The sequence below is a fragment of the Rhizobium sp. USDA 4016 genome (assembly GCF_056279705.1).
On sequence record NZ_JBWCCY010000004.1, the window covers coordinates 1,243,502 to 1,255,424 of the forward strand.

The window sequence follows — 11,923 nt, forward strand, 5'->3', positions numbered from 1 at the left end:
GTCGAAATGGAAGCCGAACTCTAGGACCAAGATCGGCATCTTGCAGTCCATCCACCGGGTGAAGCTAGCCGCAAGGGCAGTTTTCACATCCTGACGGTCATGCCGCAATCGACGGTCAGGACATGGCCGTTGACGAAGGAGGCAATTCCGAGCGAGGTCAATCGGCGAAATCAAGGGCGGTGTTGTGCGTGCCAGCTCCATCGTGCTGCGGAAGGCTGCTTCCCGCTGGTCTCGGTTCAGCGCTGAACAAGACAAGCCGACGGCAATATGCTAACTCGGCGACAGTCGGAAGCATCGGAAGAAAGACCGTCAATGACCTCGCAATTCATCTCCCATCTGCGCGGCGAACTCTCCGCGCTCAAGGATGCCGGCCTTTACAAGTCCGAGCGCGTCATTACCTCGAAGCAAGCCGGCGAAATCGCCATCGCCTCCGGCGAGCGCGTGCTGAACTTCTGCGCCAACAACTATCTTGGCCTTGCGGATAACGACGAGCTTGCCGAGGCGGGCAAAAAGGCACTCGACCGTTATGGATACGGCATGGCCTCCGTCCGCTTCATCTGCGGCACGCAAGAGGAGCACAAGCAACTCGAATCCCGCATTTCGTCGTTCCTCGGCATGGAGGACACGCTGCTTTATTCCTCCTGTTTCGATGCCAATGGCGGTTTGTTCGAGACGCTGCTTGGCGAGGAGGATGCGATCATCTCCGATGCGCTGAACCATGCCTCGATCATCGACGGCGTGCGGCTCTCCAAAGCCAAGCGTTTCCGCTATGCCAACAACGACATGAAGGCGCTGGAAGAAGAGTTGAAGAAGGCCGAAGGCAGCCGCTTCAAGATGATCGCGACCGATGGTGTGTTCTCGATGGACGGCATCATCGCCAACCTGCAAGGTGTCTGCGATCTCGCGGAGAAATACGGCGCCATGGTCATGGTGGACGACAGCCATGCCGTCGGCTTCGTCGGCAGGCATGGCCGTGGTTCGCCGGAACATTGCGGCGTCGAAGGCCGTGTCGATATCATCACCGGCACGCTCGGAAAGGCACTCGGCGGTGCTTCGGGAGGTTATACTTCGGCGAAGGCCGAGATCGTCGAATGGCTGCGGCAGCGCTCGCGGCCCTATCTCTTTTCCAATACGCTTGCACCGGTTATTGCCGCCGCCTCGCTCAAGGTCTTTGATCTGATCGAGAACGGCAACGCATTGCGCGAAAAACTTTCAGCGAATGCTGCGCTCTTCCGCGCGGAGATGACCAAGCTCGGTTTCACGCTGGCGGGCGAGGGGCATCCGATCATTCCCGTGATGCTCGGCGATGCCAAGCTCGCACAGGACATGGCGGCGCTGATGCTGAAGAAAGGTGTTTACGTGATCGGCTTTTCGTTCCCGGTCGTGCCTAAGGGCCAGGCGCGCATCCGCACGCAGATGTCGGCGGCGCATTCCAGGGCGGATGTCGGGCGCGTGGTTGCGGCTTTCGCGGAAGCTGGCAGGGAACTGGGCGTCATTTGACGCCGCTTGCTCCATCTTCTCCCCGGCGGGGAGAAGATGCAAAAGGACAGATGAGGGGCCGAAGCGTCAGCGACGCTCTGAATGGAAGACGAGCAATTAACGGTGTGCCGTGCTCCCCGAGGGGAGAAGGCAAACAGCGAAGCTAGGCACTACAAGACGGGAAACCTCGAATGTCGAATATGATGAAGGCGCTGGTCAAGTCGAAACCGGAAGTCGGGCTCTGGATGGAAAACGTCCCGGTTCCCGAGGTCGGGCCGAACGACGTTCTGATCCGCGTCAAGAAGTCGGCGATCTGCGGTACGGATGTCCATATCTGGAACTGGGACCAGTGGGCGCAGAAGACCATTCCGATGCCGATGGTCGTCGGTCATGAGTTCTGCGGCGAGATCGCCGAGATCGGTTCCGCCGTCACCAGATACCATGTCGGCGAGCGGGTCTCCGGCGAGGGCCATATCGTCTGCGGCAAGTGCCGCAACTGCCGCGCCGGCAGGGGGCACCTTTGCCGCAACACGCTTGGCGTCGGCGTCAACCGTCCCGGCTCCTTCAGCGAGTTCGTTTGCATTCCGGAAGCCAATGTTGTGCCGATCCCGGACGACATCCCGGACGAGATCGCCGCGATCTTCGATCCTTTCGGCAATGCGGTTCATACAGCACTTTCTTTCGATCTCGTCGGCGAGGACGTACTCGTCACCGGTGCAGGCCCGATCGGCATCATGGGCGCGCTCGTCGCCAAACGTTCCGGCGCCCGCAAAGTCGTCATCACCGACATCAACCCGCACCGGCTGGATTTGGCGCGCAGACTCGGCATCGACTACGTCGTCGATGCGTCGAAGGAGAACCTTGCCGATGTCATGAAGGCGATCGGCATGACGGAGGGTTTTGACGTCGGCCTGGAAATGTCGGGTGCAGCACCCGCCTTCCGCGACATGATCGACAAGATGAACAATGGCGGCAAGATCGCAATCCTCGGCATCGCGCCGGCTGGTTTCGAGATCGACTGGAACAAGGTCATCTTCAAGATGCTGAACCTCAAAGGCATCTACGGTCGCGAGATGTTCGAGACCTGGTACAAGATGATCGCCTTCGTGCAAGGCGGGCTCGATCTGTCGCCGGTCATCACGCACCGTATCAAGATCGACGAATTCCGGGACGGCTTCGAGGCGATGCGCTCAGGCAATTCCGGCAAGGTCGTGATGGATTGGAACTAGGGGAAAACGATGATCTACAAGGAAGCTGCCATTGCGGCAAGATCGCATTCGAGGTGGACGGAGACTTCAAGACGGCGATCGATTGCAATTGCTCGCTCTGCCGCCGGCGGCGCGGCCTGCTTGCTTTCGTACCGCGCGACAAGCTAAAGCTGCAGACGCCGGAAGAAAACAAGTCGACCTATACTTTCAACAACCATGTCATCAAACATCACTTCTGCAGCGACTGCGGTATTGCACCCTACGGCGAAAGCGTTCTTCCGAACGGCGATCCCATGGCATCGGTCAACCTGCGCTGTATTCCCGTGATCGATCTCGGTTCTCTGGAAATCATGCCTTACGATGGTGCGTTCCGATAGCGATGGGCGGCGGATATCCTGCAACGGCAGCTAAAAACCAGGAAGATCTCTCGTTGCCGTGGCAAGAATTATTGCTCCCCTTGTCTTCTTGCGGTGACATCCTATCTAAGCGAAGCAATCGCTTGAGCGGTTCCCATCCTGTGGATAAGGCTTTTTCCGTGTTTTCGACGGCTTTTTTAGTGGAAAAGCTTGACGCGAACAAAAATTGTGGGAATCACCGTTCGACTTGATAAGCGGTGAACTGGGTCGAGGCGGATCGCACATAACCATGGCCGGAAATTTCGAAGCACTAAAGCTCTGTCGTCCGGCATCAGCGATCGTGGTTAATTGGGCATTAAAGGTCATCCCGTTAGGTGGGTAAGGTGATTCGAGGCTTGGGTTTGCGCACTCAGGCTTCGAGGGCCGTTCACCGCAGCGAGTTTGAATAGCGTCAGGAAGGCGACGATATAAATGGTAACCAAGGTCAAAGAGAACGAAGAAGCGGAAGTCGAACGCGACGGCGCATCCGACGGCCCTCTTCTCGATCTTTCCGATGACGCGGTCAAGAAAATGATCAAGGCCGCGAAGAAGCGCGGCTACGTGACGATGGACGAGCTGAATGCCGTTCTTCCGTCCGAGGAAGTGACGTCCGAGCAGATCGAAGACACGATGGCGATGTTGTCCGATATGGGCATCAATGTCATCGAAGACGAAGAAGCCGAAGAGGCAGGCCAGAGCGGCGGTGACGACGACGACGCGGGCGGCGATGACGAGAGCGAAGGCGGCGAACTCGCGCCTTCCGGCGGCACCGCGCTTGCAACGGCAAAGAAGAAGGAGCCGACCGATCGTACCGACGATCCGGTGCGCATGTATCTGCGCGAGATGGGTTCCGTCGAGCTCCTGTCGCGCGAAGGCGAAATTGCCATCGCGAAGCGCATCGAGGCCGGCCGCGAAACCATGATCGCCGGGCTCTGTGAAAGCCCGCTCACCTTCCAGGCGCTCATCATCTGGCGCGACGAACTGAACGAGGGCACGACCCTGCTTCGCGAGATCATCGATCTCGAAACGACCTATTCCGGTCCGGAAGCCAAGGCCGCCCCGCAGTTCCAGAGCCCTGAAAAGATCGAGGCTGACCGCAAGGCCGCCGAAGAGAAGGAAAAGACCCGCCGCATGCGTTCCGGCGACGACGACATCACCGATGTTGGCGGCGAAGGCATGCCCGTGGAAGAAGAGGAAGAGGACGAAGACGAATCCAACCTCTCGCTCGCAGCCATGGAAGCAGAGCTGCGGCCGCAGGTCATGGAGACGCTCGACCTCATCGCCGAGACCTACAAGAAGCTGCGCAAACTGCAGGACCAGCAGGTCGAGCAGCGCCTTGCCGCGACCGGCACGCTGTCTTCTGCCCAAGAGCGCCGCTACAAGGAACTCAAGGACGAGCTGATCAAGGCCGTCAAGTCGCTGTCACTCAACCAGAACCGCATCGAGGCTCTGGTCGAGCAGCTTTACGACATCAACAAGCGCCTCGTTCAGAACGAAGGCCGCCTGCTGCGTCTGGCTGAATCCTACGGCGTCAAGCGCGACTCGTTCCTGGAGCAGTATCAGGGTGCCGAGCTCGATCCGAACTGGATGAAGTCGATCGGCAATCTGGCTGCGCGCGGCTGGAAGGAATTCGCCAAGGGCGAGAACACGACGATCCGTGACATCCGCCAGGAGATCCAGAACCTCGCCACGGAAACCGGCATCTCGATTTCGGAATTCCGCCGCATCGTGCACATGGTGCAGAAGGGCGAGCGCGAAGCGCGCATCGCCAAGAAGGAAATGGTCGAAGCGAATCTTCGCCTCGTCATCTCCATCGCCAAGAAGTACACCAACCGCGGCCTGCAGTTCCTCGACCTCATTCAGGAAGGCAATATCGGCCTGATGAAGGCGGTCGACAAGTTCGAATACCGCCGCGGCTATAAGTTCTCTACCTATGCGACATGGTGGATCCGCCAGGCGATCACCCGCTCGATCGCCGACCAGGCGCGCACGATCCGCATTCCGGTGCACATGATCGAGACGATCAACAAGATCGTCCGCACGTCCCGCCAGATGCTGCACGAAATCGGCCGCGAGCCGACGCCGGAGGAACTGGCCGAAAAGCTCGCAATGCCGCTCGAAAAGGTCCGCAAGGTCCTGAAGATCGCCAAGGAGCCGATCTCGCTCGAAACCCCCGTGGGTGACGAGGAAGATTCGCACCTCGGCGATTTCATCGAAGACAAGAACGCGCTGCTGCCGATCGACGCCGCAATCCAGGCGAACCTGCGCGAGACGACGACGCGTGTTCTCGCCTCGCTCACGCCGCGCGAGGAACGCGTACTGCGCATGCGCTTTGGCATTGGCATGAACACGGACCATACGCTCGAGGAAGTCGGCCAGCAGTTCTCGGTTACCCGCGAACGCATCCGCCAGATCGAGGCGAAGGCGCTGCGCAAGCTCAAGCATCCGAGCCGCTCCAGAAAGCTCCGCAGCTTCCTGGACAGCTAAGAGCCGTACCGGCTGCGATGACAGCCTTGCGGTTGACTGATTGATGATCGAAGAGCCGGGTTCGTCCCGGCTCTTTCTTTTTGGGTTTCCAGACATTCCGTCGCTTTCCGCGCGGCTCAATGGTATAATCCAGATGATACGGGGGACGGGACCGGCCGCAGCGCGTGAGCGAAGGTCGCCACATACCTGCGTGGACCAAAACCCTCCGTAGGGAGGTGTGCAATGACCACTTACGTCATGCTTATCAACTGGACGGATCAAGGCGTTCGCAGTGCGCGCGACTCGGCAAAAAGGCTGGACGCGGCAAAGAAGGCGCTCGGCGAGATGGGCGGCTCCTTCAAGGATTTCTTTCTGACGATGGGTGAATACGACATGGTCTCCATATGCGAGGCGCCGGACGACGCGGTGATGGCGCGGTTCACGCTGCAGCTTGCGACGGCCGGCAACGTTCGCACGAAAACGCTAAAGGCGTTTCCGGAGGCTGCCTATCGCGAAATCATAGGCTCGCTCGGCTAGCGGCGATCGGCCTGCGGATCGCAGCCTCGTGAAGGTGAAAAGATGTGGACGATCCGCCGCGCGGCCTAAGCTCGGTCGCGCGGCAAAGGACTTTTTTGTTTTGCGGCTTGATGCTGCCTTCTTAAAAGGCCACATCCGTACCTTGTCGGAGAGCATAATTCGCGGGCATGCAGAAGATCGTCGCAAAGCGCTGGAGAGAGATCAGTTGGGGTGTCACAGCCTCGATCGCGCTGCATATTGCCGTCGTTGCGTTTTTCCTTGTGAAGCTGCCTGAAAAGACGCCGCAGCCGCCGGAAGAGGAGACGGTGAACGTCGATCTCGTGCCTCCGCCGGAAGAGGAAAAGAAGCCGGAGGAGAAGAAGGCCGAGGAAAAGAAGGCGGAAGAGCAAAAGCCGCCTGAGAAACCTCCCGAACTGCCGAAGATCGAGGAGAAGGCTGAGCAGAAACCGCCAGCGCCCCCACCACCACCACCTCCTCCTCCACCACCTCCTCCGCCGGATGCCAAGCCGCAAGAGAAGCCGTCCGAACCGCCGAAATCCGAAGCCAGGAACGATCCCTCCGACAAGGAGGGGAAGGGACAGAGAATGCCCGTCCTGAGGCCCGTCTTCGAATTTGGCGACAAGGATAGTGGCCCGCGCAAATCCGAAACGGGCAATGCTTCGACGGAGGCTGGCGAGCCACCGGTGACGCCGCCCGACGAGCCGAAACCGGATGAGCCCAAGCCTGCCGAAACGGCCGCGGCAAAGCCTCCCGCCACGGACCAGCCACCCGCAAACCCGGTGCCGGACGATGTCAATCTGCCTCAGGTTGATGTGGCCAATATCGACCCGCAGAAGAACGGGCCTGCGGCTGGCGCAGGAGACCAGGCGAAAATCGGCTTCGAACAGGCAAAGCCTGCGGACCAGCCCAAGATCGACCAGACGGAAACGACGAAGGCTGAAAAGCCTACCGAGCTGAAGGAAGCAAAGACGCTGTTCTCGCAGAACGAAACGGATGATCCGATCGCCCGGACCGCCATGGGCAACATGCCGCGCGGAAGGCGGGCCGCGCAGCTTTGCAGCACCGAGCTTCGCGAGCAACTGGTTCACGGATCGCCCGCTTACAATCCGGTGATGGTCCCCACTTACGCGCTGCCCCGCGGTACGGTGCTCGATGTCCGGCGCGGTGCCTTCCGCACGCGCGAGGGCTGGTACGACGTTCAATTCCGCTGCGAGGTGGACGAGGGCGTAACCAAGATCGTCTCGTTTGCCGTCGATGTCGGCGATCCGATCCCGCCCAGCCTGTGGCGGAGCCGTAATCTTCCGGAGTTCTGACACGGGGCTCGCACCAGCCCTGCGCAAGTGAGCTCTCCTAGTCTGCTTTCATCGCTGAATGTTCCGGTGAATGAAAGGACGATGATGTCGAACGAGATCGAGTGCTTCTTTGAAATGCAGGACGAGGCCGCGAGCCTGGCGTTCCTCGAAAACAAGGGTGATGAGCTGACCGATATTCTGGTTGCAGCGCTCGACGACGCCCTGATAATTCTCACCGACGAAATCTGGCCTGAAACACTTCACTAATCTCGGCAAAGACGTTGCGTGCTTCGCCTGCCGCTGGCAGAGTCCGGCCGGAAGGAGACGCTGCGTGGCCAAAAGTCAGTTCACAATGCACCGTTCGGCGATGGCCGGGGTGGAGGCCGTGGAAGCGGAAACCCGCCACAGTTTCGCACGGCATACGCATGAACAATTCGGCATCGGCCTGATAGTCTCCGGTGCGCAGAAGTCGCTGAGCGGGCGCGGCATGGTCGAGGCGGAAGCCGGCGATCTCATCACCGTCAATCCGAACGAGGTCCATGACGGCGCACCGATCGGCGAGGGGCGGTCGTGGCGCATCCTCTATTTCGATCCGGCGATCATCGGCGATCTCGCGCAGGATGCCGACGAAAGCAGGATGATGCGCTCGGAAATTCCGCGCCCCGTTATTCAAAACAGCGTCCTTGCAGCACGCTTCGCGAGCCTCTTTGCCGCAATCACCCGCAGTTCCACGCAAGATGACCTTGCACGCGAAGAACTGCTCCTCGGCGTTGTTGCAGATGTGATGCGCGAACAGCCGATGCCGGACGTGGCGCGTATGGCGCCGGGCACGATCCGCAAGGCGCAGAGCCTGATCGACGGCGATCCCCTCGCCAATGTCTCGCTTGCCGATCTTGCGCGGGAAAGCGGCCTTAGCCGGTTTCAGGTGCTGCGCGGTTTTGCGAAGGCAACCGGCATGACGCCGCATGCCTATCTCGTCCAGGCGCGCATCCACATGGCCCGCCGCCTGATCGCTTCCGGCACGCCGCTTGCCGAAGCCGCCTTGGCCAGCGGCTTTGCCGATCAGAGCCACATGACACGCGTCTTCACTGCCAAATACGGCCTCACGCCGCGTGTCTATGCCACGGCACTTGCCTGACGGCCTGCAATTTCGTTCAAGAAGCTACTTCGTCTTTGCGGTTTTCTTCGTCCATCGAAACGGAGAATCCCATGACAAAAGCATTTCAGGGCTACATCTATCTGACGCTGGCGATGATCACGGTCGGCAGCACGGTGATCGCCAGCAAGATCATCGCATCAGGCCTTCCGCCGTTTACGGCAACGGCACTGCGTTTCGCTGCGGCATTCCCCTTCTTCTTGCTTCTGATGCAGCTCACCCGATCGCGGCTGCCGAAACTGTCGCGCCACGATTGGCTCATCCTCGTGACGCAGGCAGGGGCGGGCAGCGTCGGCTATACGACGTTGTTGATCTCCGGCCTGCAGCTGACGTCGGCGACGAATGCCGGCGTCATCATCGGCACGCTGCCGGTCGTCTCGGCGGTGATCTCGATCCTCATTCTCGGCGAAAGGCCGCACCGCTTCCTGCTGGTTGCCATCGCGCTTGCTGCTTTCGGCGTCTTCTGGGTCGCGGTGACACCAGGCGCATCCGCAGGCGGCTCACTGGCCGGCAATGCGCTGATCCTCGGCGCCGTCATCTGCGAGGGGCTGTTCATTCTTCTCAACAAGCGCATGCAGAGCGAGATCCTGCCGCTCACGCAGTCGGCGCTGATGACCGGCATCGGTTTCCTCGTTGCCGGCATTCCGGCTCTCTTCGAAAGCCATGCCGCAAGCGGTTTTTCGGGAGCGGCGCTCTTGGCCGTCGTCTATTATGCGCTGGTGCCCACCGTCGGCGGCTTCATCTTGTGGTACGCGGGCTTAGAGCGCGTCAGCGGCAGCGAGGCTTCGCTATTTACGGCAATCGCTCCGGTCTCCGCCGTCATTTTTGCCTTCGTGCTGCTCGGCGAGCCGGTCGGCCTCCATCAGATTTTCGGCGTCGCCTGTGTGCTCGCCGCCGTTCTGGGGCTCGGCTTTTCCGCACTTGCCCGGGTGCGGCGCGCGTGACGGACCCCTTGGGAAGCGCCGGGTACGACCCTATGTAGGGACAGTGCAATCTTTCGAAGGCGAACGCTCATGTCAGACAAGCCGATCAAGATTCCCGGGCCTGATCATCCGATCACCGTAGACCACAATCCAGCGCGCGTCGTCGTCAAGGTCGACGGCAAGATCGTCGCTGATACGCGCGATGCGCTGACATTGCGCGAGGCTTCCTATCCGCCGGTGCAGTATATTCCGCGCAAGGATGTCGACATGTCGCTGCTTCAACGCACCGACCACTCTACTTATTGCCCCTACAAGGGCGAGGCTTCCTATTACAGCATCACGCCTGGCGGCGAGCGCGCGAAGAACGCCATCTGGACCTATGAAAACCCGCATGCGGCGATGCGCGAAATCAAGGACCGTATGGCGTTCTATCCGGATCGCGTCGATTCGATCGAAGAACTGCAGGCGCCTGAGGCCGGCGAGTTTTAGTGTCCCGCCCCGACAAGACAGCGCACGAGACCTTCCAGCGACACGCGGCCTGCGGGCAGGCCATCGGCGCCGGTGACGGTCGCGTGCGTGACGTTGCTTTCGGTCATCATCCGCATACCTTCCTCCACGGTCGATTTGCCGGGGATGCGGATCACGGTGTCGCTTGCGGGATTGCTGAGCGGCTCCATCAGCGCTTCGATCGGGATGACGCGGCTGCGGTTTACTTCCTTGACGAAGGCCTCGATGTAGTCGTTTGCGGGATTGAGCACGATATCGGCGGCTGAGCCCTGCTGGATGAGCTCGCCATCGCGCAGAATGGCGACCTTGTCGCCAAGCCGCAATGCCTCGTCGAGATCGTGGGTGATGAAGACGATGGTCTTCTTCAGTTCCTTCTGCAGGTCGAGCAGCACGCCCTGCATGTCGACGCGGATCAGCGGGTCGAGGGCGGAAAAGGCCTCGTCCATCAAGAGTATCTCGGCATCGTTGGTGAGTGCACGGGCAAGGCCGACACGCTGCTGCATGCCACCCGAAAGCTGGTTCGGATAATGCCCGGCAAAGCCGTCGAGCCCGACGCGCTTGATCCAGATATTCGCACGCTCTTCGCGCTCGCCCTTCGGCACGCCTTGTATTTCCAGTCCGTAGACGGTGTTCTGCAGCACGTTGCGATGCGGCAGCAGGCCGAACTTCTGGAACACCATCGCCGTCCTGCGGCGGCGGAACTCGCGGAGTTCCTCTTCGCTCATCTTGCAGATGTCGGTATTGCCATAGAGCACTTCGCCCGCTGTCGGGTCGATCAGACGGTTGATGTGGCGGATCAGCGTCGACTTTCCGGAACCGGAAAGCCCCATAATGACGGTGATGCTGCCGCCGGGAATCGAGATGTTGATATCCTTCAGTCCGAGGACATGCCCGTGCTCCTTGTTGAGCTCGGTTTTCGACATGCCCTTGGTGACGGCTTCGATGAAATCGCCGCCACGCGGACCGAAAATCTTGTAGAGATTGCGTATTTCAATCGACTGACTAGCCATGCACGATTTCCCGGTGCTTCTGCAGCCTGAGACCATAGGCCTGGCTGATGCGGTCAAAGATGATGGCGATGCCGACGATGGCGAGACCGTTGAAGACGCCGAGGGTGAAGTACTGGTTGGCGATGGCCTTGAGGACCGGCTGGCCGAGGCCCTGGACGCCAATCATCGAAGCAATGACGACCATGGCGAGTGCCATCATGATCGTCTGGTTGATGCCGGCCATGATGGTCGGCAACGCCAATGGAAGCTGGACGTTGCGCAGCTTCTGCCAGCTCGATGAACCGAAGGCGTCGGCCGCTTCGAGCACGTCCTTGTCGACCATGCGGATGCCGAGATTGGTGAGGCGTATCATCGGCGGCAAGGCATAGATGACGACGGCGATGACGCCGGGCACGCGGCCGATGCCGAGCAGCATGACGACCGGGATCAGATAGACGAAGCTCGGCATGGTCTGCATGACGTCGAGCACCGGATTGACGGCATTCTGGAGCCGGTTGGAACGCGACATGCCGATGCCGATCGGAATGCCGATCGCGACCGAAAGCAGCGTGCAGACGAAGATCATCGAAACGGTCTTCATCGTGTCTTCCCACATGTCGAACCAGCCGATCAGCAGAAGCGTCGCGGCGCAGCCGATGACAATCTTCCAATTGCGGCTTCCAAGCCAGGCAATGCCGGCGACGACCAAGATCACCAGCGGCCAGGGCGTGCCGGTGAGCAGCCTTTCAGCCCAGATCAGAAAGCTTTGCAGCGGGCTGAACAGCCCTTCGATGCTGTCGCCGTAAGCGCGGGTAAAAGCGCGAAAGCCTTCGTCCACGTTCTTCTTGAGAACGCGCAGCGTGTCGGCATCCATTGTCGGAAATTTCCAGAGCCAGTCCATGTTAGTTCCCCATGGCTAAAGCGGCGGCGGCCCTTTCTTCTTATGGCCGTCGCGCAAAAGGATCGGGCTG

Annotated in this window: 12 protein-coding genes; 10 read left to right on the plus strand and 2 right to left on the minus strand. The window is 60.1% G+C overall.

What is annotated here, in order from left to right; translation table 11 throughout:
* The first annotated feature begins 312 nt into the window (after positions 1–312).
* The 10 genes from ACZ9DP_RS21260 to ACZ9DP_RS21305 all read left to right on the plus strand — a co-directional run bounded on the left by ACZ9DP_RS21260 (position 313) and on the right by ACZ9DP_RS21305 (position 9,945).
* Positions 313–1,500 carry a glycine C-acetyltransferase gene (locus tag ACZ9DP_RS21260; protein WP_194727548.1) on the plus strand — a complete coding sequence of 396 codons (1,188 nt, stop codon included), beginning with the start codon at positions 313–315 and terminating at the stop codon, positions 1,498–1,500.
* A gap of 170 nt (positions 1,501–1,670) precedes the next feature.
* A complete protein-coding gene (tdh, locus tag ACZ9DP_RS21265) occupies positions 1,671–2,708 on the plus strand; it encodes an L-threonine 3-dehydrogenase (RefSeq protein WP_476203485.1) in 1,038 nt (345 codons plus the stop codon).
* The gene (locus ACZ9DP_RS21270; protein ID WP_476203486.1) at positions 2,699–3,064 is read left to right on the plus strand and encodes a GFA family protein; all 366 of its coding nucleotides are present in this window, start codon (positions 2,699–2,701) and stop codon (positions 3,062–3,064) included. The genes tdh and ACZ9DP_RS21270 overlap by 10 nt, the downstream gene beginning before the upstream one ends.
* 450 nt (positions 3,065–3,514) lie before the next feature.
* A complete protein-coding gene (rpoD, locus tag ACZ9DP_RS21275) occupies positions 3,515–5,569 on the plus strand; it encodes an RNA polymerase sigma factor RpoD (RefSeq protein ID WP_022714276.1) in 2,055 nt (684 codons plus the stop codon).
* 222 nt (positions 5,570–5,791) lie between these two features.
* Positions 5,792–6,085, plus strand: coding sequence for a GYD domain-containing protein (locus tag ACZ9DP_RS21280; protein WP_022714277.1), 294 nt, complete (start codon positions 5,792–5,794; stop codon positions 6,083–6,085).
* A gap of 167 nt (positions 6,086–6,252) precedes the next feature.
* Positions 6,253–7,398: a DUF930 domain-containing protein gene (locus tag ACZ9DP_RS21285; protein WP_476203487.1), complete on the plus strand. Its 1,146-nt coding sequence runs from the start codon at positions 6,253–6,255 to the stop codon at positions 7,396–7,398.
* Positions 7,399–7,479: 81 nt separating this feature from the next.
* Positions 7,480–7,644: a hypothetical protein gene (locus tag ACZ9DP_RS21290; protein WP_476205541.1), complete on the plus strand. Its 165-nt coding sequence runs from the start codon at positions 7,480–7,482 to the stop codon at positions 7,642–7,644.
* Between the two features lie 64 nt (positions 7,645–7,708).
* Positions 7,709–8,515, plus strand: coding sequence for an AraC family transcriptional regulator (locus tag ACZ9DP_RS21295; protein WP_476203488.1), 807 nt, complete (start codon positions 7,709–7,711; stop codon positions 8,513–8,515).
* A 71-nt stretch (positions 8,516–8,586) separates the two neighbouring features.
* Positions 8,587–9,477: a DMT family transporter gene (locus tag ACZ9DP_RS21300; RefSeq protein WP_476203489.1), complete on the plus strand. Its 891-nt coding sequence runs from the start codon at positions 8,587–8,589 to the stop codon at positions 9,475–9,477.
* Positions 9,478–9,546: 69 nt separating this feature from the next.
* A complete protein-coding gene (locus ACZ9DP_RS21305; RefSeq protein WP_476203490.1) occupies positions 9,547–9,945 on the plus strand; it encodes a DUF427 domain-containing protein in 399 nt (132 codons plus the stop codon).
* Here the strand turns inward: ACZ9DP_RS21305 and ACZ9DP_RS21310 are convergent.
* Positions 9,942–10,973, minus strand: coding sequence for a quaternary amine ABC transporter ATP-binding protein (locus ACZ9DP_RS21310; RefSeq protein WP_476203491.1), 1,032 nt, complete (start codon positions 10,971–10,973; stop codon positions 9,942–9,944). The two genes, ACZ9DP_RS21305 and ACZ9DP_RS21310, sit on opposite strands and share 4 nt — an antisense overlap.
* The gene (locus ACZ9DP_RS21315; RefSeq protein WP_074068994.1) at positions 10,966–11,853 is read right to left on the minus strand and encodes an ABC transporter permease; all 888 of its coding nucleotides are present in this window, start codon (positions 11,851–11,853) and stop codon (positions 10,966–10,968) included. The genes ACZ9DP_RS21310 and ACZ9DP_RS21315 overlap by 8 nt, the downstream gene beginning before the upstream one ends.
* Positions 11,854–11,923 lie beyond the last annotated feature (70 nt).

Coding starts and splice junctions, on each gene's coding strand:
- tdh (WP_476203485.1), top strand. CDS start 1,671: ATGTCGAATATGATGAAGGCGCTGGTCAAGTCGAAACCGGAAGTCGGG.
- ACZ9DP_RS21310 (WP_476203491.1), bottom strand. CDS start 10,973: ATGGCTAGTCAGTCGATTGAAATACGCAATCTCTACAAGATTTTCGGT.
- rpoD (WP_022714276.1), top strand. CDS start 3,515: ATGGTAACCAAGGTCAAAGAGAACGAAGAAGCGGAAGTCGAACGCGAC.
- ACZ9DP_RS21315 (WP_074068994.1), bottom strand. CDS start 11,853: ATGGACTGGCTCTGGAAATTTCCGACAATGGATGCCGACACGCTGCGC.
- ACZ9DP_RS21305 (WP_476203490.1), top strand. CDS start 9,547: ATGTCAGACAAGCCGATCAAGATTCCCGGGCCTGATCATCCGATCACC.
- ACZ9DP_RS21285 (WP_476203487.1), top strand. CDS start 6,253: ATGCAGAAGATCGTCGCAAAGCGCTGGAGAGAGATCAGTTGGGGTGTC.
- ACZ9DP_RS21290 (WP_476205541.1), top strand. CDS start 7,480: ATGATGTCGAACGAGATCGAGTGCTTCTTTGAAATGCAGGACGAGGCC.
- ACZ9DP_RS21300 (WP_476203489.1), top strand. CDS start 8,587: ATGACAAAAGCATTTCAGGGCTACATCTATCTGACGCTGGCGATGATC.
- ACZ9DP_RS21280 (WP_022714277.1), top strand. CDS start 5,792: ATGACCACTTACGTCATGCTTATCAACTGGACGGATCAAGGCGTTCGC.
- ACZ9DP_RS21260 (WP_194727548.1), top strand. CDS start 313: ATGACCTCGCAATTCATCTCCCATCTGCGCGGCGAACTCTCCGCGCTC.